At 74.0% G+C, this 21,715-nt stretch carries 20 protein-coding genes and 1 riboswitch; of the genes, 13 read left to right on the top strand and 7 right to left on the bottom strand.

The genetic code is table 11. The features are described 5' to 3' along the window. Positions 1 to 715, bottom strand: a 715-nt coding sequence (locus E1300_RS33910; protein ID WP_165503116.1) for a magnesium chelatase ATPase subunit I, incomplete at its 3' end; no start/stop codon positions are given. Positions 716 to 894: 179 nt separating this feature from the next. After that, a riboswitch (cobalamin riboswitch) is annotated at positions 895 to 1,030 on the bottom strand. A 123-nt stretch (positions 1,031 to 1,153) separates the two neighbouring features. Between E1300_RS33910 and E1300_RS33915 the strand changes: the two genes are divergently transcribed. After that, the gene (locus E1300_RS33915; RefSeq protein ID WP_131761198.1) at positions 1,154 to 1,840 is read left to right on the top strand and encodes a TetR/AcrR family transcriptional regulator; all 687 of its coding nucleotides are present in this window, start codon (positions 1,154 to 1,156) and stop codon (positions 1,838 to 1,840) included. Positions 1,841 to 1,862: 22 nt separating this feature from the next. On the opposite strand, the gene E1300_RS33920 is transcribed toward E1300_RS33915, so the two are convergent. Beyond that, positions 1,863 to 2,339 (bottom strand): ATP-binding protein, encoded by a 477-nt coding sequence (locus E1300_RS33920; protein ID WP_131761199.1) that lies wholly within the window; start codon positions 2,337 to 2,339, stop codon positions 1,863 to 1,865. Positions 2,340 to 2,878: 539 nt separating this feature from the next. Between E1300_RS33920 and E1300_RS33925 the strand changes: the two genes are divergently transcribed. The 4 genes from E1300_RS33925 (at position 2,879) to E1300_RS33940 (ending at position 7,288) form a co-directional block, all read left to right on the top strand. Further along, complete coding sequence (locus E1300_RS33925) at positions 2,879 to 3,721, top strand: helix-turn-helix domain-containing protein (RefSeq protein WP_131761200.1); 843 nt, start codon at positions 2,879 to 2,881, stop codon at positions 3,719 to 3,721. Beyond that, positions 3,718 to 3,918 carry a DUF397 domain-containing protein gene (locus E1300_RS33930; protein WP_131761201.1) on the top strand — a complete coding sequence of 67 codons (201 nt, stop codon included), beginning with the start codon at positions 3,718 to 3,720 and terminating at the stop codon, positions 3,916 to 3,918. The genes E1300_RS33925 and E1300_RS33930 overlap by 4 nt, the downstream gene beginning before the upstream one ends. 353 nt (positions 3,919 to 4,271) lie before the next feature. After that, complete coding sequence (locus tag E1300_RS33935; RefSeq protein ID WP_131761202.1) at positions 4,272 to 5,291, top strand: LLM class F420-dependent oxidoreductase; 1,020 nt, start codon at positions 4,272 to 4,274, stop codon at positions 5,289 to 5,291. A gap of 341 nt (positions 5,292 to 5,632) precedes the next feature. Continuing rightward, entirely contained in the window at positions 5,633 to 7,288 is a 1,656-nt protein-coding gene (locus E1300_RS33940) for an acetolactate synthase large subunit (RefSeq protein ID WP_131761203.1), read from the top strand. 69 nt (positions 7,289 to 7,357) lie between these two features. Here the strand turns inward: E1300_RS33940 and E1300_RS33945 are convergent, their stop codons facing one another. Continuing rightward, positions 7,358 to 8,164 carry a methyltransferase domain-containing protein gene (locus E1300_RS33945; protein WP_131761204.1) on the bottom strand — a complete coding sequence of 269 codons (807 nt, stop codon included), beginning with the start codon at positions 8,162 to 8,164 and terminating at the stop codon, positions 7,358 to 7,360. A 273-nt stretch (positions 8,165 to 8,437) separates the two neighbouring features. Continuing rightward, positions 8,438 to 8,677 carry a hypothetical protein gene (locus tag E1300_RS33950; protein ID WP_131761205.1) on the bottom strand — a complete coding sequence of 80 codons (240 nt, stop codon included), beginning with the start codon at positions 8,675 to 8,677 and terminating at the stop codon, positions 8,438 to 8,440. A 283-nt stretch (positions 8,678 to 8,960) separates the two neighbouring features. On the opposite strand from E1300_RS33950, the gene E1300_RS53580 reads away from it, so the two are divergent. From E1300_RS53580 to E1300_RS33970, 4 genes are all read left to right on the top strand, one after another. Then, the gene (locus tag E1300_RS53580; protein WP_131761206.1) at positions 8,961 to 10,238 is read left to right on the top strand and encodes a sensor histidine kinase; all 1,278 of its coding nucleotides are present in this window, start codon (positions 8,961 to 8,963) and stop codon (positions 10,236 to 10,238) included. Between the two features lie 13 nt (positions 10,239 to 10,251). Next, entirely contained in the window at positions 10,252 to 10,908 is a 657-nt protein-coding gene (locus tag E1300_RS33960) for a response regulator (RefSeq protein ID WP_131761207.1), read from the top strand. A 142-nt stretch (positions 10,909 to 11,050) separates the two neighbouring features. After that, positions 11,051 to 11,383: a hypothetical protein gene (locus E1300_RS33965; protein WP_242619557.1), complete on the top strand. Its 333-nt coding sequence runs from the start codon at positions 11,051 to 11,053 to the stop codon at positions 11,381 to 11,383. Positions 11,384 to 11,576: 193 nt separating this feature from the next. Next, a complete protein-coding gene (locus tag E1300_RS33970) occupies positions 11,577 to 12,257 on the top strand; it encodes a DUF4328 domain-containing protein (protein WP_131761208.1) in 681 nt (226 codons plus the stop codon). An 18-nt stretch (positions 12,258 to 12,275) separates the two neighbouring features. Here the strand turns inward: E1300_RS33970 and E1300_RS33975 are convergent, their stop codons facing one another. Together E1300_RS33975 and E1300_RS33980 are read right to left on the bottom strand one after the other, a co-directional pair. After that, positions 12,276 to 15,968, bottom strand: coding sequence for a DNA polymerase III subunit alpha (locus tag E1300_RS33975; protein WP_131761209.1), 3,693 nt, complete (start codon positions 15,966 to 15,968; stop codon positions 12,276 to 12,278). A gap of 7 nt (positions 15,969 to 15,975) precedes the next feature. Continuing rightward, entirely contained in the window at positions 15,976 to 16,251 is a 276-nt protein-coding gene (locus E1300_RS33980) for a DUF6504 family protein (protein ID WP_131761210.1), read from the bottom strand. 365 nt (positions 16,252 to 16,616) lie between these two features. On the opposite strand from E1300_RS33980, the gene E1300_RS33985 reads away from it, so the two are divergent. Continuing rightward, positions 16,617 to 18,188, top strand: coding sequence for a helix-turn-helix domain-containing protein (locus E1300_RS33985; RefSeq protein ID WP_131761211.1), 1,572 nt, complete (start codon positions 16,617 to 16,619; stop codon positions 18,186 to 18,188). A gap of 44 nt (positions 18,189 to 18,232) precedes the next feature. Here E1300_RS33985 and E1300_RS33990 read toward each other — a convergent pair whose 3' ends face one another. Beyond that, on the bottom strand, positions 18,233 to 18,505 hold the full coding sequence (locus tag E1300_RS33990; RefSeq protein WP_242619558.1) for a hypothetical protein: 273 nt from the start codon (positions 18,503 to 18,505) through the stop codon (positions 18,233 to 18,235). A gap of 268 nt (positions 18,506 to 18,773) precedes the next feature. Here E1300_RS33990 and E1300_RS33995 point away from each other — a divergent pair, with 268 nt between their 5' ends. The 3 genes from E1300_RS33995 (at position 18,774) to E1300_RS34005 (ending at position 21,683) form a co-directional block, all read left to right on the top strand. After that, entirely contained in the window at positions 18,774 to 19,511 is a 738-nt protein-coding gene (locus E1300_RS33995) for a TetR family transcriptional regulator (RefSeq protein WP_131761213.1), read from the top strand. 140 nt (positions 19,512 to 19,651) lie between these two features. Further along, positions 19,652 to 20,614 (top strand): quinone oxidoreductase family protein, encoded by a 963-nt coding sequence (locus E1300_RS34000; protein WP_131761214.1) that lies wholly within the window; start codon positions 19,652 to 19,654, stop codon positions 20,612 to 20,614. 73 nt (positions 20,615 to 20,687) lie between these two features. Next, positions 20,688 to 21,683 (top strand): serine/threonine-protein kinase, encoded by a 996-nt coding sequence (locus E1300_RS34005; RefSeq protein WP_131761215.1) that lies wholly within the window; start codon positions 20,688 to 20,690, stop codon positions 21,681 to 21,683. Positions 21,684 to 21,715 lie beyond the last annotated feature (32 nt).

Raw genomic sequence — 21,715 nt, forward strand, 5'->3', positions numbered from 1 at the left:
CGGGCAGCCGCTCCCGCGCGGCGGCGATCCGCGCGGCCAGCTCCGCCTCGCCGCCGGCCCAGCCCGCCGCGAAGCCGGCCGGGTCGTCCTCGAAGCGCAGCCGCCGCCGGACGACCTCGGCGCGCTCGTCCGGATCGCGGGTCGCGGCGACCTCGACGGTCAGCCCGAACCGGTCCAGCAGCTGCGGCCGCAGCTCGCCCTCCTCCGGGTTCATCGTCCCGACCAGCAGGAACCGGGCCGCGTGCCGGACGGAGACGCCCTCGCGCTCGACGTAGGACTCGCCCATGGCCGCCGCGTCCAGCAGCAGGTCGACCAGGTGGTCGTGGAGCAGGTTGACCTCGTCCACGTACAGGACGCCGCGGTGCGCGGCGGCGAGCAGCCCCGGCTCGAACGCCTTCACGCCCTCGGTGAGCGCGCGCTCGATGTCCAGCGAGCCGGTCAGCCGGTCCTCGGACGCGCCGACGGGCAGCTCGACCAGCCGCGCCGCCCGCTCCTCCGCCGCGCCCGCCGGATGGGGGCCGTCGGGGCAGCCGGGGTCGGGCGCGTCCGGGGCGCACGAGAAGCGGCAGCCGGGGACGACCTCCAGCGGGGGCAGCAGCCCGGCCAGCGCGCGCACGATCGTCGACTTCGCGGTGCCCTTCTCACCGCGCACCAGCACCCCGCCGACGCCGGGCGACACGGCGTTGATCAGGAGCGCGAGCTTGAGGTCGGCCATCCCGACGACGGCGGAGAAGGGGTAGCGCGCGGCCGTCGCCCGGCCCGGCCCCCCGGCGGAGCCCGCCGACGCGGGAGGGCCCGCGGATGCGGGAGGGGTCATCGGCCCATCAGAGGGGGCATGCCTCATCGTCCTTCCTCGGGTGTCCACGCCCGTGGCGGTAGCGGTCCGACGGCCGGAGTCTCCTGGCTCCCGGATCACCGCTCCCCCTCGGCCTTCCGGCCGGCCCCCGGCGGGGCCCGTGCCGTGGCGCGAGCGAGGGGGAACTCCCCTGGTCACAGTTGCGGGACAGCCCCGGATTCGCACCGGGTTCCTCCGCTTCCGTCGCCTGCACAGGATGGCACACCGCCCAGGACGGCCCAAGCCGCGCCCGGACCCCGACATTGCTGACATAGCGCCAATGACTGCTCCGCGCGGCCGCCCGCATAGGCTGTCGGGGTGGCATCGTCGCGATCCGAGCAGAGCGAGCAGTCAGGCCGTTCCGAGTCCGCCCGTCCGGGCCCGGCCCGGCGCGCGTCCCGCGCCAAGCCGGGCTACCAGCGCCTCTCCCCCGACGAGCGGCGCGGCCAGATCCTCAAGGTCGCGCGGCGGATGTTCACCGAGCTCCCGTACGCGGAGGTGTCCACGGCCGCGATCGCCCGGGAGACCGGCGTCCAGCGCGGGCTGATCCACTACTACTTCGGCACCAAGCGCGAGCTGTTCCTCAAGGTCGTGCAGCATCTCACCGCGACCGCCGCGGTGCAGGCGCCGCCGCCCGACGAGCACCTGACGCTCCCCGAGACGGTGGAGCTGTGCGTCGACCTCTTCCTCGACACCGCCGAGGCCAACGCCGTCACCTGGTTCGCGGCGCTGGACGCCGAGGGCTTCGGCCGCGACCCGGAGCTGCTGCGGATCGTCCACCGGTTCCGCGACCAGACCGTCGAGCACATGCTCGCCGTCATGCGGGTACCGGAGCCGACGGAGACGTTGCGCGCCGTCCTGCGCGTCTACTCGGGCCTCGCCGAGGCGGCGACCCGGCAGTGGCTCCAGGACAAGAGCCTCGACCGCGACCAGGTGCGCACCCTGCTCACGCGGTCGCTGCTGTCGATGGTGACCGACATCGCCCCCGCCCTGGAACGCGACTGACGACCGTCCCGCCCCCGGCCGGTCAGGGGCCGGACGTGGGCAGCGCCACCGGACCGTGCACGGGAACCGCGAACCAGACCGCCTTCCCGCGGACGGGCGGACCGAGCCGCGACAGCGCGCGCACCATGCCCCAGCGCCCCTCCGACAGCTCGCGGACGATGCTGAGCCCGCGGCCGCAGTCGCCCGACGTCCACGAGTAGCCGGGCAGCGCCGCGTCCGCGAGCGCGTCGAAGACGGCGCACCGCACCTCGCCCGCGCCGCCCTCGCCGAAGTACAGCCAGAGCTCGTGCGGGCCGTGGTCGCCCGCGTGCTGGTGCGCGTTCGTGGCGAGCTCGCTCACCATGAGCTTCGCGTCGCCGACCACGTCCCGCGGGACGTCCAGCGAGGCGAGCGCGTCGGCGATGACGCGGCGGGCGTGCCCGGCGCATCCGGGACCGCCCGGTAGAGCCCAGACCCACCCGGGCCTCCCACCGGCCGCCCGCGCCCCGCCCCGGGCCATCGCATCAGCGATGATCTCGGCGGAACTCTCCGCACAGGTGTCGACGGAGGCGTCCGCCCCGGCCTCAACGACCGACTCCGGCGCCGCCCCAGCGGACGAACCGGCAGGCCTGGCGACCGAAGACCTGACGGCGGCCCCGGCGGACACTGCGGCGGATGAGACAGCGGACTTGGCGACCATAGGTCCGGTGGCGGACCCGGCGGATGACGCGACCGGCTGCCCGGCGGGCGGTTCGCTGGGCGCGGCCGGCGGCTGGTCGTGCGGGGGGCGGCCCGTCCGCGCGCGTCTCGGCCGGTGCGAGGACCCCGTGCGGAGGGCCTCGTCGGACAGGTCAGGCGAAGGGTTCACCGGTCCCTCCAGCGTCTGATGAACGGCTCGCGGCCCGGCGGACCGTTACCGACGGTCTCCGAGTGGTCACATATTCAAGCGTCTCGTGAGAATCTCACCGGCGCAACAGGGTTCGCGGAATTGGTCGCCCACGCTGCCGGTCTCGTCATTCACGTTGTGGCGCGGGGCCGGAGTGGGGAGACTCCACTCCCATGACCTACCGCCCCACCGTTCGCGGCCGCCGCCTGGCACGGGAGCTCCGCAAGCTCCGCGAGGACCAGGGCCTGACGCTCCAGGAGGTGGCGGACCGGCTCAACTGGTCGCGGGCCACCGTCTCCCGGCTGGAGACGAGCCAGACACGGCCGCGGCCCGGCGACATCGCCGACATCCTCGACCTGTACGGGGTGACGAGCCCGGCCCGCGACGCCCTGATCACGCTGGCCCGGCAGGCCGGGCAGCGCGGCTGGTGGACCGCCTACCAGGACGTGTTCGCGGGCAGCTACGTCGCGCTGGAGGACGAGGCGTCCCACATCCGCACGTGGGACCCGCAGCTCATCCACGGCCTGCTGCAGACCGAGCAGTACTCCCGCACGGTGATCACCGCGGGCCGCCTCCTCCCGGGGCAGGAGGACATCGAGCGCCGGATCGCCGCCCGGAAGATCCGCCAGGCGCTGCTGGACCGGACGAACGCGCCGATGCTGCACGTCATCTTCGACGAGGCGGTGCTGCACCGGCACATCGGCGGCCCGGCGGTGATGCGGTCGCAGCTGTCCGCGCTGCTCTCCGCGGCGAACCGCCCATCGGTGACGATTCAGATACTTCCGTATGCAGCAGAGGCGCATGCGGGCCTTGACGGACGTTTCACCATATTGTCGTATCCGGACCCCGCCGACCCCGATATCGCCTACGTAGAGGGCACGATGGGCGACGTTTACCTTGAGAGCGCCGAGGCAATAGCAAAACATAGGGACCGCTTCAGTCGCATCGAGGAGGCGGCCCTGTCCCCCGAGGATTCCGCGCACCTCATCGCCGAGGCAGCAAGGAGCAGCCCGTGACCCACCCGCAGCGCGAACTCACCGGAGCCGTCTGGCGCAAGTCGTCCCACAGCGGGAGCGGCGACCAGTGCGTCGAGGTGGCATCCCTCTCCGGCGACCTGCACGCCGTCCGCGACTCGAAGGACCCCGGCGGCCCCGCCCTGGTGCTGACGCCGGCCGCCTGGCGGACCTTCCTGACGTCGATCAGGGACGCCTGAGCCGCACCGCGGCGGAGCGCCGGCCGGGCGACACCGCCCGCAGCGCCGCATGACGAGACCGGGGGACGCCCCCGGCACCCAGCACGAGGAAACGGAGGTCAGGGCCGCGGCCATCCCGCCGCGGCCCACCGCGCCCACCCCGGCCGCCTAATCAGGACGCTCTCCCCCGCCGCGCCCGCCCGGGCCACCTATCCAGGACGCCCGCCCCCGCCGCGCCCGCCCCGGGCCCCCTCGCAGCACGCCTCCCTAGCGCCCATGCGCTCGCCCCGGACGCGCTTCCTTGGCGTGGCCTTCCCGGGTAACTAGAACGTGTTCTAGTATCGCGGTGCGTCGACACCTCCGGAGGATGCATCGTGACCGCGGATCTCAAGCTCGGCATCAACGTCGGCTACTGGCAGCGCGAGCCCGACGACCAGACCGAGACCGTGCTCGCCGCCGAGCGGTGCGGCTACGACGCGGTGTTCACCGCCGAGGCGTACGGCTCGGACGCCTTCACCACGCTGACCTGGTACGCCGCCCGGACGTCCCGGATCAGGCTCGGCACCGCCGTCGCGCAGATGTCGGCGCGGACGCCGGCGGCGACCGCGATGCACGCGCTCACGCTGGACGCGCTGTCCGGCGGCCGGGTGATCCTCGGGCTCGGCGCGTCCGGACCGCAGGTGGTGGAGGGCTGGTACGGGCAGCCGTTCCCGAAGCCGCTCGCCCGTACGCGCGAGTACCTCGACATCGTCCGGCAGGTGTGGCGCCGGGAGGAGCCGGTGACCAGCGAGGGCCCGCACTACCCGCTGCCGTTCCCGGGCGGCGCGGGGCTGGGCAAGCCGCTGAAGTCGATCGTCCATCCGGTCCGGCCGGAGATCCCGGTCTACCTCGGCGCCGAGGGGCCGAAGAACGTCGCGCTCGCCGCCGAGACCTGCCAGGGGTGGCTGCCGCTGTTCGTCGACCCGGCCCAGGTGGAGCCGGTGTTCGGGGAGTCGCTGGCCGGCCGCCCGGACGGGTTCGAGATCGCCGCGACCGTCACGACGATCGTCACGGACGACCTGCCCGCCGCGCTGGAGTTCGCCAAGATCCCGCTCGCCTTCTACATCGGCGGGATGGGCGCCCGCGACCGGAACTTCCATCTCGACCTGATCGGGCGGCTCGGCTACGCGGAGCAGGCCGAGCGGGTCCAGTCGCTGTTCCTGGACGGGCGGCGGGCCGAGGCGATCAAGGCGGTGCCGGACGAGCTGGCCGACTCGATCTCGCTGCTCGGCCCGATCGGGCGGATCAAGGAGCGGCTCCAGCTGTGGCGCGACAGCCCGGTGACGACGGTGCTCATCGCGGGCGTGCGGGACGAGCCCACGCTGCGCGCCATCAAGGACCTCGCGGACGCCTGAGCAAGCTGCAATGTACCTATTCGTCCAAGAATCTGACGTTAAGGAAAGTTCTCACCATCACGGAGCGTCGCTAGCGTCGTGATCGAACCACCCCGAGTAACCGGGGCATGGGGAGGGGCGGGCCGGGCCTACCGGACCGCTCCTCCCCATTTCGGGGTGGGCCCCCCGCCACCGCCCCCCGCCATCGCCCCCCGCCATCGCCCCCCGCCATCGCCCCCCACCATCGTCCGAGGGGACCCCGACCGTGTTCCATCGCACGCGGCGCGATGGAATGGACGGTACGGCGAGGGCGCTGCACCAAGGGCCCCGGAAGATCGAGCAGGACGGGAGATGGGCACACGATGTCCACACCGGAAGACGCCGCGCAACTGCTGGTGAGGATCCTGGAGGCGGAGGGCGTCGAGTACGTCTTCGGCATCCCCGGCGAGGAGAACATCCACTTCGTCGACGCGCTGAACCGCTCGTCGATCCGCTACATCCTCGTCCGGCACGAGCAGGGCGCGGCGTTCATGGCCGAGATGTACGGGCGGCTGACCGGCCGGGCCGGCGTCGCGTCGGCGACGCTCGGGCCGGGCGCGATCAACCTCCAGCTCGGCGTCGCCGACGCCACCACCAACAGCACCCCGGTCGTCGCCATCTCCGCGCAGGTCGGGCTGGACCGCATCTACAAGGAGTCGCACCAGATCATCGACCTGGTGTCGCTGTTCCGGCCGATCACCAAGTGGTCGGAGCTGGCGCCCGCCGCCGAGGCGCTGCCCGAGCTCGTCCGCAAGGCGTTCAAGACCGCGCAGACCGAGCGTCCGGGCGCGGTGTACCTCGCGATCCCCGAGGACGTCGAGAAGGCGAAGGTCCCGGAGGGGCTCGCGCCGCTGCCGGTCAACGTCGTCCGGCCGCAGGAGCCGTCGCCGTCGCAGATCGCGCGGGCCGCGGACGTGATCGCGCTGTCCCGGCAGCCGATCGTGCTCGCCGGGCACGGCGCGACCCGCGACCGCGCGAGCGAGGCGCTGGTCCGGTTCGCCGAGCGGATCGGCCTGCCCGTCGCCACGACGTTCAACGGCAAAGGCGTCTTCCCCGACGACCACCCCAACGCGCTCGGTGCGGTCGGGTTCATGCGCCACGACTACGTGAACTTCGGGTTCGACGAGGCGGACGTGCTGATCGCGGTCGGCTACGAGCTCCAGGAGTTCGACCCCGTCAAGATCAACCCGGCCGGCGACAAGAAGATCATCCATATCCACCGGTTCCCCGCCGAGGTGGACGACCACTATCCCGTCGAGGTCGGCATCCAGGGCGACATCTCCCGGTCGCTGCGCCTGCTCGCGGAGTCCGTCCACCGGCGGTTCGACCTGAACGGCACCGGCCAGCGGATCCGCGAGCTGATGCGGGAGGAGCTCGCGCAGGGCGCCACCGACGACGGCCACCCGCTGTCGCCCCGCCGCATCGTCGCCGACACCCGCGCCGCGATGGGCCGGGACGACATCGTCCTCGCCGACACCGGCGCGGTGAAGATGTGGATGGCGCGCATGTACCCGACCTACGAGCCGAACACGCTGCTCGTCTCCAACGGCCTGTCGTCGATGGGGTTCGCCGTGCCCGGCGCGATCGCCGCCAAGCTCGCCCACCCGGACCGCAAGGTCCTCGCCGCGACCGGCGACGGCGCGTTCCTGATGAACTCGCAGGAGCTGGAGACCGCCGTCCGGGAGAACATCCCGATCACCGTCCTCATCTGGGAGGACGCGGCGTACGGGCTGATCGAGTGGAAGATGGACCTCGATCTCGGCACCAGCTCGAACATCAAGTTCGGCAATCCCGACTTCGTCCGCTACGCCGAGAGCTTCGGCGCCCGCGGCTACCGGGTCGACGCGGCGGACGAGCTGCTCCCCACCCTGCGCAAGGCCCTCGCGGACGACGGCGTCTCGGTCGTCACCGTCCCGGTCGACTACTCGCACAACCTGAGCCTGACCGACATGCTCGGCGAACTCACCGGCCCCTTCTAGGACGTCCGCCGCGATCGGCCGCCGTGCCCGGGCACGCTCGGAACGGCGGCCGGTTTGGCGCCGGGGCGCTCAGGCGCGGCAGATGATCTCGCCGTGGAGGACGGCGTACCAGCCGTCGTCCGCGGCGGCCCACGCCTTCCAGCCTTCGTAGATCCGCCGCAGCTCGGCGCGCGTGGCGTGCCCGCCGGCCACGGCCGCGTCGGCGACGGACGAGCGCAGCATCCGGCCGCCCCACGACTCGCTCCACCACTCGCGCTCCTCGGGCGTCGAGTAGCACCACGTGGACGCGGACGCGGTGACGTCGGTGAAGCCCGCCTCGCGCGCCCACGCGACCAGCCGGCGGCCCGCGTCGGGCTCGCCACCGTTACCGCGCGCCACGTTGTAGTAGACGGGCAGCCAGGAATCCATGCCCGGCGGGTTCGGGTGCCAGACCATGCCGCCGAAGTCGGCCTCCCGCGCGGCGACGATCCCGCCGGGCCGCGCGACCCGGCGCATCTCGCGCAGCGCCTGGACGGGGTCGGCCACGTGTTGCAGCACCTGGTGCGCGTGGACGACGTCGAACGTGCCGTCGGCGTAGTCCAGCGCGTGGACGTCGGCCACGGCGAACTCGACGTTGCCGATCCCCTCCGCCTCGGTGCTCTTGCGCGCCTCGGCCAGCACCACCTCAGCCGCGTCCACGGCCGTGACGGTTCCGGGCGCGACGCGGCGCGCCAGCCCGGCGGTGATCGTCCCCGGTCCGCAGCCCACGTCCAGGACGGACTGCCCCGGCCGCAGGTGGCCGAGCAGGTGGGGGGCGGAGTTCTCGACCGTCCGCCACTGGTGCGAGCTCAGGACGCTCTCGTGGTGGCCGTGGGTGTACGTCGCGTTTCCGGTCATCGGGATCACCTCTCCGTCGATGTCCCGACCCTACGACGACTTCTCATACTTTGAGAACTCGATCTCATATTTCGAGACGCGATGGGTGTCCGCATGCGACGAGGCCGAGGCGGGTTCGCCTCGGCCTCGCTGGTCGTTCGTCGTCTGCGGTGGTCGGTCGGGTGTCGGCGCACGCCGTCGCGGCGCCGGCCGGAGCCGGTCGCGCCGGCCGGAGCCGGTCGCGCCGGCCGGAGCCGGTCGCGGCGGTGGTGCCGGTCGCGCGGGCGGTTCTGGTCAGGCGGCCAGTGCGATGCGGCGCTTGGGCGCCACGAGGACGTCGGAGACGCCGGCGGACACGGGGATCGGGGTCTGGACAGGCAGCGCCTCAACGACGGCCAGGGCCGGTTCGGTCTCGGCATAGGCGTTCAGCGCCGCGTGGGAGAGCTCGGTGAGCCACGGCTGCACGACGGTCCGCTCGGCGGGGCCGTCCAGCCACGGGTGGGAGAGATGGAATGTGCCGGTCGCTTCGCTCACTGCCAACACCCCTTCCTTAAGCCCGGTGGGCCGCGAAGGTGCGGATGGCCACCGGTTGTCACATACCCCTAGGTACGTCTGAACAAGCCACTCGGTTCGACATGTGTTCCCGGCCGCCCCCGGAACCACGTGCTCAACCTACGCACCGCCACTGACAATCTCGAACATTTATTCGGGTCGCCGACCGGCCCGGGCCACGCGTCGAGCCGGAGCGCGCCATGGGCCACGGACCAGCCGAAAGGCCGATCCGGCCGCCGGGCCCGGGACCGTAGCCTGCTGGACCATGAAGGAACGGGGATCGCAGCTCGACCGCATCCACTCGGCGGGCGGCTGCCTGGCGCGCGCCGGGTACGGCGGTTTCGCGGCCCTGTACCTGCTCGGCTGCCTGCTCGCCGGGTCCAGGGACCCGGCGAGCCTCTGGACGGCCTGCCTCGCCGCCGCGGCCAGCGCCGGGGCGGTCTCCACCCGGCGGCGGCTGGTGGCGTGGGCGGCGGGCGTCGCGGTGCTGTCCGCGCTCAGCACGCTGTTCCTCGCCACGGCGATCCAGTCGGACTTCGCCGGGCAGAGCGCCCTCGCCGAGCTCGGCGGCCTGCTGGTGCTGCTGACGCGGACGGTCTGGCGGATCGAGCGGGACCGGCTCGTCGCGATCGCCGTGCTGCTCGGCACGGCGGTACTGATCGTCCCGCTGCGCTGGTCGGTGGTGGTGGCGGTCCTTTTCACCGCGCCGCTCGGCATCCTCGTGGCGGTCGCGCTCGGCATCGGGCTCTACCTGCGCGCGGTGGACGCCCGGCGGGCCCGGTCGCTCGCGGCGGCGCGCCGGGACGAGCGGCTGGAACTGGCCCGCGACCTGCACGACTTCGTCGCCCACCACGTGACCGGGATCGTGGTGCAGGCCCAGGCCGCGCGGTTCGCGGCCCGGTCCGGGGCGGGCCAGTCGCCCGAGCAGCTCGACACGATGTTCGCCGGGATCGAGACGGCCGGCACCGAGGCGCTGACGTCCATGCGCCGCATGGTCGGCCTGCTCCGGGACGCCCAGAACGTGAACGCCCGCGACGGCGACGCCCGGAACCGCGACGCCCGCGACGGCGACGCGCGTGACCCGGGGGCCACGAGACGCGGCGGCGTCGCGGCGGCCCGGGACGGCGGCGGCCCGGCGACCCGTCCGGTCGGCGATCTTGAGCAGGTCCGCGAGCTCGTCGAGGGGTTCACCCATCCGCCCGCCGCGCTCGCGCTGGCTCCCGGCCTCGAACCGCTGCCGCCCGAGGTCGCCGCGTCCGTGCACCGCGTCGTGCAGGAGGCGCTGACGAACATCCGCAAGCACGCCGCCGACGCCAAGTCCGTCCAGGTCGCGGTGGCGCGTGCGGGCGACGCGTGGATCGAGGTGGCGGTGCGCGACGACGGGCGGGGACGCGGGCGGCGGCTGCCGTCCGGCGGGTACGGGCTGACCGGGCTGTCGGAGCGGGTCGGCGCGCTCGGCGGGCGGCTGTACGCGGGCCCGCGCCCCGGAGGCGGCTGGGAGGTCGTCGCCGCACTGCCCGTCCGGGGCGCGCGGGAGAGCTGACAGAATCGGGTCCGTGACCATCCGCACACTGATCGCCGACGACCAGCAGATGGTCCGGACCGGCTTCCGGATGATCATCGACTCGCAGCCCGGCATGGAGGTGGTCGGGGAGGCCGCCGACGGCGCCGAGGCCGTCGCGCTCGCCCGCCGGCTCCGTCCCGACGTGTGCCTGTTCGACATCCGCATGCCGACGATGGACGGCCTGGAGGCCACCCGGCTGCTCGCGGGCCCGGACGTCGCCGACCCGCTCCGCGTGGTGATCGTCACGACGTTCGACCTGGACGAGTACGTGTACGGCGCGCTGCGCGGCGGCGCGGTCGGCTTCCTGCTGAAGGACAGCGGCCCCGCCCTGCTCGTCGAGGCCGTGCGCGCCGCCGCGAACGGCGAGTCGCTGGTCTCGCCGTCCGTCACGGTCCGGCTGCTGCGGCATCTCGCGCCCGCGCACGCGGACCCGGCGGCGGCCGCGGTGCCGCGCGAGGAGCTGACCGCCCGCGAACTGGAGGTCGTGCGGCTCGTCGCGCGCGGCCGGACGAACGAGGAGATCGCCGGGGAGCTGTTCGTGTCGCTGTCCACGGTGAAGACGCACCTCGGCAGCGTCCAGCGCAAGCTGGGCGCGCGGAACCGGGTCGAGACGGCGGCCTGGGCCTGGGAGACGGGCCTGATGGCCTGACGGGCGGGCGGCGGCCACCACCGGCGGCACCGCGGCGCCGCGCGGACGCCCGCGCGACACCGTGGGCCGCCGCCGCACGGGGACGACGAGGACACCACAGCACACGCGGGGGGACGGACTGGTACCGGAGTCGGCGAACGGCATGCCCGTGGCGGTCCTGGTCGTGTGGACGCTGTGCGCCATGGGCTGGGGCGTGGTCCTGGCCGGGCTGCGCCGCGGCGTGCGCGGGCCCGCGCGGGGGCCGTCCCTGTTCGCGCACGCGGCGACGCCGGCGGGCGTCGTCCTGCTCTGCTCGCTCATCGGCTTCGGCTCGCTCTACGCCGTGATCGCGCTGACCGCCGAATGGTGGGCGCTGGCGCTCGTCACGCGGCTGCGCCCGGAGCGGCTCCTCGTCACCGGCGGCCTCGGGCGCCTCGCCGCGTGGGCCGTCCTCACCGCCGCGGCGACCCTCACCGGCTGCCACCTGATCCTCTGAGCCGCCCGGCCGGTGCCCGCGCCCCGGTGCCCGGCGGCGCGTTCTGGCTCGGGCCGTCCCGGCGGCGGCGGGGCGTTGGAACGCGCCCGGATGCGCGGACTCCTGTCGCGGCGAGGTGAACCCGCAGCGAGCGGCGCAAGTCAAACGTACGTAGTATCCGAAGCAACGAAGCGCAAAACCTCGGAGGTGGATCATGCCGTGTGCGCTGTGCGGCGACATCATCCCGACCGAGGTCGCCCGGTGCCCGGCGTGCGGCGCCTGGGCGCGGCGCCGCGACTTCCGCGCCGTCGGCGTGGCCGTGTTCATGCTGCTCGGCTTCAACGCGTTCATCGCGCTCGGCTCCGGGATCAGCCTGCTCCGGATGGCCCATCCGCTGCGCGGCGCGACCCACGACACCTACGATCCGGACGTCACCGGCCGGGCGCTGGCGCCGTACACGGACGTCTTCCTCATCTGCGGGATCATGGCGGGCGTGACCGGCCTGCTGTACCTCGGCTGGCTGTGGCGGGCGTACGGGCAGTCGCCCGGCCCGCACCGCCACCACCGGGCGTGGGTGGTGCTCGGCTGGCTCTGCCCGGTGGTGAACCTGTGGCTGCCACCGCGCATGGTGTACGAGGTCTGGGTCAACAGTGGCCGGTACCGGACGGCCGAGCGGCAGGCCGCGGGCCTGGTCGTGGCCGCCTGGTGGTCCTGCGTGCTGGCGGGCGTGCTGCTCGCCCGCGCGTTCGCGCACGGCAGCGTCGAGACGCTCGCCGAGGCGCGGTTCGACGTGCACGTCGGCGTGGCCGCGGCGGCCTGCCAGGCGCTCGCCGCGGCCCTCTGCATGGCCACCGTCTTCCACATCACCCGCCTCCAGATCGCCCGCGACGACTGACGCCAAGGCGCCCCGCGCTCAGTTCGGCGGCGGGCCGGAGCTGCCTTCGCTCGCGTGCCAGAGGCGCGCGTCCGGGGGCCGTCTGACGGCGGGCCCGCCGCGGCGCCGCTCCTCGTCCACGGCCAGGAGGTCCCAGCACGCGGACGCGGTGACCGAGACGGCGCTCGCCCCGGAGTGCCGCACCCGGCCGCGGACGAGGAGCAGCCAGCACCCGAAGAGGGTCGCGGCGCAGCGGTCCTGCACCGACTCGAAGAACGCCAGGTCGACCGGGCCGGTCGCGTCGTCCAGCGTGGCGAAGATGACGCGCCGCCCCGACCGGACCGCGGGCGTCTGGGTGGCGACCTTCACCCCGGCTACCAGGACCTCGCTCCCGCCGGGACGGCCCGGCAGGTCGGCGGCGCGGACGACGCCGAGGTCGGCGAGCAGCTCGTCGTAGAAGGCGAGCACGTGGCGGCTCACGTCCATGCCGAGGATGTCGAGCTCCGCCTCGACGATCTCGGCGGGCGTCATCGGCGGCAGCTCCCCCGCCGGGATTGTCTCGACGAATCCGCTCGCCAGGTCGGTGGGACCGTTCTCACCGTCGTGGCCGAGCGGGAGCTGACCCTCGACGGCGCCGCGTCCGGGACGGGACGTTGCGCGGTCCAGCGCGCCGACCCGGCAGAGCAGGTCGCGGCGCGGCACCGGCGGACGGTGCAGCGAGTCGAACGCCCCGACCAGGGCCAGCCGCTCGGCGACCGGACGGGACACGCGGGCGCGCCGCCAGAAGTCGGCCAGCGAACCGTACGGGCGCCCGGCGACGATCCGGCCGACCTCCGCCTCGCTGATCCCCCTGACCTCGTTCAACGCGACCCGAATGCCCAGCGCTCCAGGACGCCCGGTCACCCCGCCCGCCGCAACCGCGCCGCCAACCGCGCCGTCGGCCGTGTCGCCGCCCGCCGAGCCACCCGCCGCCGCGCTGTTGACCGTGCCTCCTTCTGAGACTGGTTCCACGTGCCAGGCGGCGTCCGAGTGGTTGACGTCCAGCGGGAGGATCGGGACGCCGAAGTGCCGGGCGTCGTCGAGGATGACGCGTTTGGGGTACATGCCGGGGTCGTGGGTGAGGACGCCCGCGTAGAAGGCGGCGGTGTGGTGCCGTTTCAGCCACGCCGACTGGTACGTGGGCAGGGCGAACGACGCGGCGTGGGCCTTGCAGAAGCCGAACGCGCCGAACGCGCCGAACGTCCGCCAGACGCGCTCGACCGTCGGGCCGTCGTAGCCGCGCGCGAGGGCCCGCCCCCGGAACCACGCGCCGACGACGGCCTGCCCGCGCTCGTCGCCGAGGCCGCGCCGTGCCGCCTCCGCCTGGGACAGCCCGCACCCGGTCATGACGTCGAGGACGCGCAGCACCTGCTCGTGGAAGACCACGACGCCGAGGCTCTCCCGCAGCGCCGGGACGAGATCGGGGTGCGGGTAGTCGGGCTCGCGCGTCCCGGCCCGCGCCGCCAGGAACGGCGCCACCATGTCGGACGAGACGGGTCCCGGCCGGAACAGGGAGATGTCGACGACCAGGTCGTCCATGCCGCGCGGTTGCAGCCTGCCGAGCAGGTCGCGCTGGCCGGGCGACTCGATCTGGAAGCAGCCGAGCGTCCGGGACGTGCGGATCAGCGCGAACGTCGCCGGATCGTCGCGCGGGACGGCCTCCAGGTCGATCCGCTCGCCCGTCACGCGGGCGACCTCCGCCACCGCGTGCGCCATCGCCGACTGCATCCGCACGCCGATGACGTCCAGCTTCAGCAGGCCCATCGCCTCGACGTCCACCTTGTCGAACTGGCTCATCGGGAACCCGAGCGCGCTGGGCTCCACCGGTGTCCGGTCGCGCAGCGTCGGGTTCGACAGCAGGACGCCGCACGGGTGCATCGCGATGTGGCGGGGCAGCCCGTCCAGCCGTTCGGCGATCCGGAACAGCACCTCCAGCCGACCTTTGGCGAGGTTGCTCTGCCGCAGTTCGGGCAGCTCGTCCAGCGCGGCGCGGATCCGGCTCGCCCGGATGCGCGGGAACGCCTTGGCGACCGCGTCGATCTCCTGCGGCGGCAGCCCGACGGCGTTGCCGACGTCGCGGATCGCGCTGCGCGCCCGGTAGGTCTCCATCATCGACACGCACGCCGTCCCGGCTTCGCCGAACCGCTCGAACAGCGCCCGGTAGGCCTCCAGCCGGCGCGCGGACTCGACGTCCAGGTCGATGTCGGGCAGGCCCTCCCGGCTGTCGGCGAGGAACCGCTCCATCAGCAGGTCGTGCCGGAGCGGGTCGAGGTCGCCGATGCCGAGCAGGTGGTTGACCAGGCTGCCCGCGCCCGAGCCGCGGATCGCGCACCGGATGCCCCGCGCGCGGATCAGCGCGGCGGCGTCGGCGACCGTGAGGAAGTAGGAGGCGAAGCCCTTGCGCGCGATGACGCCGAGCTCGCGGGCGAGCCGGTCCGCCGCCCGCCGCGAGCGGTCGAGGCCGCGCCGGGCGAGGCCCTCGGCGCAGCGGGCGGCGAGGCGCGCCTGCGGGTCGCCGCCGGCGGCGGGCAGGTGGACCGCGTCCATGCCGAGGTCGCGGCCGGGGTCCAGGACGCACCGCTCGGACAGCAGGCGGGTGGCCGCGAGCAGCGCCGCCGCGGCGTCCCGGTCGGGGCCGCAGCTCAGCTCGGCGATCCGGCGCATCTCCGGCACCGACTTGAGGTACGCCTGGCCGGTCGTGTCGTCCAGGTGCCGCCGGTCGAGCGGGACGAGCCGCCGCGTCACGTCCAGCACCTGCGCGACCGGGTGATCGGCCGGCTCCAGGTAGCGGACGGCGTTCGTCAGCACCGCGGGACACCCGGCCTCGCGGGCCAGCGCGAGCATCCGCGCGGCCCGGTGCCCGTCGCCGGGGCCGCGGTGGTCGACGATCTCGACGACGGTGTCCGCCGTCTCCCGCCAGGCCGCGAGCCGCCGGGCCGCCACGTCCGGCCGCCGCGCCGCGACGGCCCGTCCCACGTCGGACGCGGGGCCGAGCAGCACGACGAGCCCCTCCGCGTGCGCGCCGACCATCGCCCGCGTGCCCACGGGACGTCCCCGGCCGCCCGCCTCGTGCGCCGCCGTGACGAGGCGGCACAGCGACCGCCAGCCGGACCGCCCCACGGCCAGCACCACGACCCGCTCACGCCCGTCGCGGCGCCCGGAACGGGAGCCACCGGAGCCCGAGGCACGGGAAACACCGCCCCAGCCGAACGGATCACCCCCGCCGGGAAAGCCGCCCCGGCCGGAAGGATCGCCGCCGCCGGAAACGCCGCCACCGCCGAAATGACCGCCCCAAGCAAGATGGCCGCCCGCGCCGGAATGACCGCCACCGCCAAGAAGACCGCCCCCGCCGACAAGATCGCCGCCACCGAGAAGACCGCCACCGCCGGGAACACCGCCGCCACTGAAAAGACCGCCGCCGCTGGGAAGGGCGCCCCCGCCTGAGGGATCTCCTTCGCTGGAGACGCCGCCTCCGCCGGGAGGGTCCGCGGCCCTCATCGCGAGGTCGGTGCCGACGATGGCGCCGAGGCCCGCGTCCCGGCAGGCGAGGACGTGCCGGACCGCGCCGTACAGGCCGTCGCGGTCGGTCAGGGCCAGCGTCTCCATGCCGAGCTCCGCGGCGCGGGCGGCGAGGGCGCCGGGCGGCGCCACGCCGTACCGGAGCGAGTAGGCGGAGGCGACGTGCAGGTGCACGGCGGCCTCAGTCCCACACGCGGGAGAGCAGCCAGGTGTCGGACGCCGCGTCGTAGCGCAGCTCGTACACCCCGATCTCCTGCTCGGGGGTCGCCTCGACCCGCCAGAACTCCCGCTCGCCGGTGGCCTCGCCGTCGGGCTGCTGCTCCCGCCACCAGTCGCGGGTCGTGACCCAGTGCTCCAGCACCCGCCGTACGGTGTAGAGCCGGCCACGCCAGACGAACCGGACCGGACGCCCGTCGCTCAACCAGACGTCCACCGGGTCGCCGAACACGCGCGTCATCTGCCTCCCCCTCGCGTCCACCGCACGGGGGAAGACATGCGGGCATCGAACATACGTTCGCACCCGAGTCTAGAGAAGCGCGCGACCACGAAGCAAGGCGGTGCCCGCCACCCGGAAGCCGACCGCAACGCCCTGCCGAGGGGCCCAGCGGACGGCCCGCCAACCGCGAGGGCGGGCGCGGGCACGAGCGCGGGAGCAGGGATGTACAGCGGTTCGGCAACCTCCTCATCACCTCAGGGTCAGCAGAACCCCGTCGTCCTGCGGCACCTCTGCGGCATCCATGCGGCATCCGGCGGTGTGGCCGGGGTAAGAACGAGACCATGACGAGCACATAGACCCGCCGCCCCCATCCCGGGAGACGCCTCGTGACCGCCACGCCCGTCAAGCCCTGCACCGCCCGCCGCCGCTTCGCCCGCGTACGCCGGGCAGCCGGTTTCACCCAGGACAGGCTCGCCGCGCACCTCGGCGTGGAGCGCTCGACCGTCGGCCGCTGGGAGCTCGGCGACACCGAGCCGCAGCCCCACGTCCGCCCCAGGCTCGCCGAGGCCCTCAACCTCTCAAGCGACGAGCTGGACGCGCTCCTGGCCGACACCGCCGACGAGCGGCCGTCCTGGGCGGTCCGCCTCCAGGCCGAACGGGAGGCGCGCGGCTGGTCCAAGCGCGAGATGGCGCGCCGCCTGTTCGCCGCCATCGGCGTCACCAACGGCCTCGTGCACTCGCAGGTCCGGCAGATAAGCGGCTGGGAGGCGGGCGTCCACTTTCCGAGGGACTGGCACGCGGCGTACGCCATCGCCTTCGGCATGGACCAGCTCGAACTCTTCGGGCCATTCGATTTTCAGACCGGGCGTCGCCTGGTGACGCTCGATCCTCTCTCGGAAGAGGAGGAGGAGGACATGGAACGTCGCGAACTCTTGCAGCACCTCACCGCGCTGGGGATCGCCGTAATCCCTGCCACCAAGGCGCTCGACTCCATCTGCGCGAGCGTCGGCCGCACCTTCGAGGACGGGGAACGCCAGCGACTCGACCACTGGGACGAGGTGACCGCCGAGTACGGGCACTCGTACATGGCGTCACCGCCGGAGCAGAACGTCAGGGAGCTGGCGGCCGACCTGGTCGCGCTGCGCCTGATCACCAGGGAGCTCGACCGGGACACCCTGCACTACAAGGAGTGGTGCCGGATCGGGAGCACTCTCTCCGGTCTCATGGCGAAGGCGCTGAGCGGCCTCGGGCACACCAGGGAGGCCCGCCACTGGTGGCAGACCGCCCAGGCGGCCAGCGACAGCTCCGGCTACCTCGACGCCCGGCTCTGGGTTCGAGGCGAGCGCCTCATCCACGGCCTCTACGAGCGACGCTCTCCGCATCTGCTGTTGCGGCAGGCCACCGACGCGATGCACCTCGCGGACGGGCTGAACTGCGCTGGACTGCTACATATCAGCGCAAGCCGGGCACAGACCCTGGCGTCGCTAGGCATCCACGATGCGGCGGCGACCGAACTCGCCCGCACCGCGCGCATCTACGACGGGCTGCCATCGACGGCGACGGATGACGTCAGTTCTGTTTTCGCGATGACCCCGAACAGGGTGCACTACACCGAGGCGTGGATTCACGCCCACGCCGGCGATATCGACAAGACGGACCGGGCCGCCGAGCGAGCCCTGCCCTACTATCCGGCGACGCACCTCCGCACTCCGACACAGGTCAAGCTGATGCAGGCGTACGCGCGGACGCGGGCCGGAGACGTCACCGAAGGAATCCGGCAGGCGCACACCACCTACGAGGTGCTGCCCCCGGAGCACCGGAGCACGATGGTCACCGACCTGGCCAACCGCGTGCTGGAGCCCATCCCCGCGGCACAGCGGAAGCACTCCGCGGTCAGCGACTACCGCGAACTCGTCGCGCTGCCCTCGGCGGGAGACCGGTCGGCTTCACTGGCCTGACCAAGGGAGGCATGCCTTCCGGGAGGACCCAGGACTCCCGGAAGTCAGGTGAGTAGGCGGACGAGCTGGTCGGCGACCTGGACGACGCCGGTCACGTCGGCGATCCCGCCGCCCGGCCACAGGTAGGACCAGCCGGCGCCGTCGGGCGTCGCGACGACCATGATCTCGTGGCGCGTCCGGGGGCCGCGGACGCCCAGCAGCGCCTCCCCCGGTCCGACGAACCGCCAGCCGAGGCCGCGCGCCTCGACCTCGCACGCGAGCGTCGCGAGATGGTGCCGACGCACCTCGGCGATCTCTCGCCCACCGACTACAGACACCGTGATCAGCCGCCTCAGCACCCGCACCGGAGCCGGCCGCGCGATGACCGGGGGCGATCGTACGGCGACATCCGGTGACCCGGACTCCAGGATGGCCCGAACCGGGGGCCCGCGCAGTGCGAACACGGAGAGTCGAGACGACGATTCGCGTGCGGTACCCGTTTCCGGCCGGTGGGGGCGACCGCGCATGCGGAGGGTGCATCCGTGATACAAGCCTTGTGAGACGGGCGTCCGACGCCGTCCCCCCGGGAATGCCAAGGAGCCGATGATGACCGCCGCCCCCTCCGGCGACCCGCAGGGCTCCACGGAAGACGGCACCGTTCCCCCGGCGGGCCAGGACCCGCCGTGCGCGGGCGCGTCCTGCGCGAGCACGCTCAAGGGCAGCGGGCGCGCCCTGGCCGGGCTCCGGGAGCGCAAGAAGCAGCGGACGCGCCTGGCCCTCATCGACGCCGCCCTGGACCTGTTCCTCGCCAAGGGGTACGAGGCCACGACGATCGACGAGATCGTGTCGGCGGTGGAGGTGTCGCAGCGGACGTTCTTCCGCTACTTCGCCACCAAGGAGGACGTCGTCACCGGCTTCCTGGCCGAGTACGACAGCGCGCTGGAGGAGGCGCTCGCCGCCCGTCCCGCCGGGGAGCGGCCGTTCACCGCCCTGTTCGAGGCGCTGCGCGTCGTGCTGCGGACGATCGGCGCGAGCGATCCGGAGGAGAGCGCCCGGTTCCGCCGCGTCCGGCAGGTGGTCGAGTCCACCCCGGCGCTGGAGGCGGCGCAGATGGCGCGCTACGCCGCCATGGAGCGGGCGCTCGCCGTGGAGATCGCCCGGCGCGAGGGCGTCGACGCCGAGCGCGACCAGCGGCCGCGGATCATCGTCGCGTTCCACACGGCGGCGACCCGCGTCGCGTTCGAGGACTGCGCCCGCGAGGACATCTGGGACCCGGCCACGGTCGCCGCCCGCGTCGAGGAGACCGTCGCTCTCGCCGGCGCGACGATGCGCGACTGGGTGTGACCGCCGGCGGGAACCGGAACGGGTAGGAGGCGCCCGGGAAGAGGGCGCGGACCCTCCGGGGAATCCGGCCGGACGCGGAATAGCTCCGCGGGGCACCGGGTTCCCGACTTCCGGAGCGACCCCGAGACCGAGGAGCGGCCATGCGCGCGATCGTCATCACCGAGAACGGCGGCCCGGAGGTGCTGAAGCCGGCCGAGCGGCCGGACCCTGAGCCCGGCCCCGGCGAGGTGCTGGTCGACATCGCGGCGATCGGGGTGAACTACATCGACGTCTACTTCCGGACGGGCGCCTACGCCCGTCCGCTGCCGTTCGTCCCGGGTCTGGAGGCGGCCGGCACGGTCGCGGCGCTCGGCGAGGGGGTGCGCGACGTCGCCGTCGGCGACCGCGTCGCCTCGGTCTCCGTGCCGGGCGCCTACGCGCAGCGCGCCGCCGTCCCGGCCGCGGACCTCGTGCCCGTGCCGGACGGGGTCGGGTTCGAGGACGCCGCCGCCGCGCTGCTCCAGGGCATGACCGCGCACTACCTGACGATGTCCACGTACGCGGTGCAGCCCGGCGACACGGTGCTGGTGCACGCCGCCGCGGGCGGGATGGGGCTGCTGCTCACCCAGATCGCCAAGACGCGCGGCGCCCGGGTGATCGGGACGACGTCCACGCCGGAGAAGGAGAAGCTCGCCCGGGACGCCGGCGCCGACGTCGTGCTCGGCTACGACGGGTTCGCCGACCGCGTCCGCGAGCTGACCGGCGGGGAGGGCGTCGCGGCCGTGTACGACGGGGTCGGCGCGTCCACGTTCGACGGGAGCCTCGCGAGCCTGCGGCGGCGCGGGACCCTCGCGCTGTACGGCGCGGCCAGCGGGAAGGTCCCGCCGTTCGACCCGCAGGCGCTGAACCAGGCGGGCTCGGTGTTCCTGACCCGGCCGACGCTGGCGCACTACACCGCGACGCGCGAGGAGCTGCTCGGCCGCGCCTCCGACGTGTACGGCTGGGTCGCGTCGGGCGATCTCCGCGTCCACGTCGGCCACCGCTACGACCTCGCCGACGCGGGCACCGCGCACGCCGATCTGGAGGCGCGGCGCACGACCGGGAAGCTCCTCCTCCTTCCCTGACCGCCTTCCCCGCCGGGCCTCCTCCCTTAGGCTGGACGGGACGAGACGATCATCGGAAAGGGCCCCCGTCCCCATGACCACCTACGCCGCAGGCCCGCTTGAGCACGACGAACCGCGCGTCCTCGGGCCCTACCGCCTGCTCGGCCGGCTGGGCCGCGGCGGCATGGGCACCGTCTACCTCGCGGCCGAGCCCACGGGCCGCCGGGTCGCGGTGAAGGTGGTGAACCGGGAGCTGGCCGGGGAGCCCGCGTTCCTCGCGCGGTTCCGCCGCGAGGTCACGGCGGCGCGGCGCGTCCACCGGTTCTGCACGGCGCCGGTCCTGGACGCGGAGCTCGACCAGGACCCGCCGTACGTCGTCACCGAGTACATCGACGGGCCGAGCCTGGAGAAGGCCGTCCAGGAGCGCGGGCCGCTGCCCGGCTCCGACCTGGAGGGCCTGGCGGTCGGCGTCGCCACGGCGCTGGCCGCCATCCACGGCGCCGGAATCGTGCACCGCGACCTCAAGCCCGCCAACGTCCTGCTGTCCTCCACCGGACCCCGCGTCATCGACTTCGGCATCGCCCGCGCCCTCGACGCGCCCGCCGGGCCGACCCGCACCGGCCAGTTCGTCGGCACGCCGTCCTACATCGCGCCGGAGGTGCTCAAGGGCGGGCCGGTCGAGCAGGCGTCGGACGTGTTCTCGTGGGGCTGCGTCGTCGCCTACGCCGGGACCGGGCGGCCGCCGTTCCAGGGCAGGACGGTCGCGGAGACCTTCCACCGCATCGGGGCCGAGGAGCCGGTGCTGGACGGCCTCGACCCGCGGCTGCGCGCGATCGTGTCCGCCGCCCTCACCAAGGACCCGGCGGCCCGTCCGACGGCGCGGGAGCTGCTGAGCCGGCTCGTCGGGCAGGAGCGGCCCGATCCCGAGCGGCTCGCGGAGGACGTCTCGGCGACCTGGCAGCGGCCCGCGAACGGCGCCGCGCCCGGGACCGGCGCCGTCCAGGGCACGGGGAGGCACGCCGGGACGGGACCGGGCCCGAACGGCGGGCATCCGGCGACGGCCGCGCACGCGGACGCAAGATCGGGCTGACCTCGCGGGCGGTGCAGGAGCAGCTCGGCGTG

Source organism: Actinomadura fibrosa (assembly GCF_900659615.1).
GTDB lineage: Bacteria > Actinomycetota > Actinomycetes > Streptosporangiales > Streptosporangiaceae > Spirillospora > Spirillospora fibrosa.